Source organism: Lacrimispora sp. 38-1 (genome assembly GCF_049890855.1).
In the GTDB taxonomy this organism is placed as follows: Bacteria; Bacillota; Clostridia; order Lachnospirales; family Lachnospiraceae; genus Lacrimispora.
The window spans coordinates 1-582 of record NZ_JBANEW010000079.1; the positions used below are offsets into that span (position 1 = coordinate 1).

The 582-nt window shown below is 49.8% G+C and carries 1 protein-coding gene; it reads left to right on the plus strand.

Features of this window, described 5'->3' with window-relative positions:
- The coding region (locus tag V7D18_RS22945) for a hypothetical protein (protein ID WP_426157860.1) at positions 1-582 on the plus strand (582 nt) is incomplete at both ends.

The following is a 582-nucleotide window of genomic DNA, read 5'->3' on the forward strand; positions in this document are numbered from 1 at the left end:
CGCAGAAGTTCGGCTATACAGTAAATTACTATATCAAAGGTACCACAACTGCAGTACCAGGTCTTGCGCCACTGACCGGAAATGCACCGGTAGGGGAGTTCACCTGGAGCAATGCGCCGAAGACAGCAACGGGCTATAAACTGGTGACCAGTCCTGCACAGCCGGCGAGCATGACAATTACAGCCGCAGGTCCGAACGAAAAGACTGTGTACTATGAGATTGATAATACGCAGAAGTTCGGCTATACAGTAAACTACTATATCAAAGGTACTACAGCTGCAGTTCCAGGTCTTGCGCCACTGACCGGAAATGCACCGGTAGGGGAGTTCACCTGGAGCAATGCGCCGAAGACAGCAACCGGCTATAAGCTGGTGACCAGTCCAGCACAGCCGGCGAGCATGACAATTACAGCCGCAGGCCCGAATCAGAAGAATGTATACTATGAGATTGATGATATGCAGAAGTTCGGCTATACGGTGAATTACTTTATTAAGGGGACTACAACTGCAGTACCAGGACTTAAGGCACTGACCGGAAATGCACCGGTAGGAACATTTACCTGGAGCAATGCGCCAAAAACAA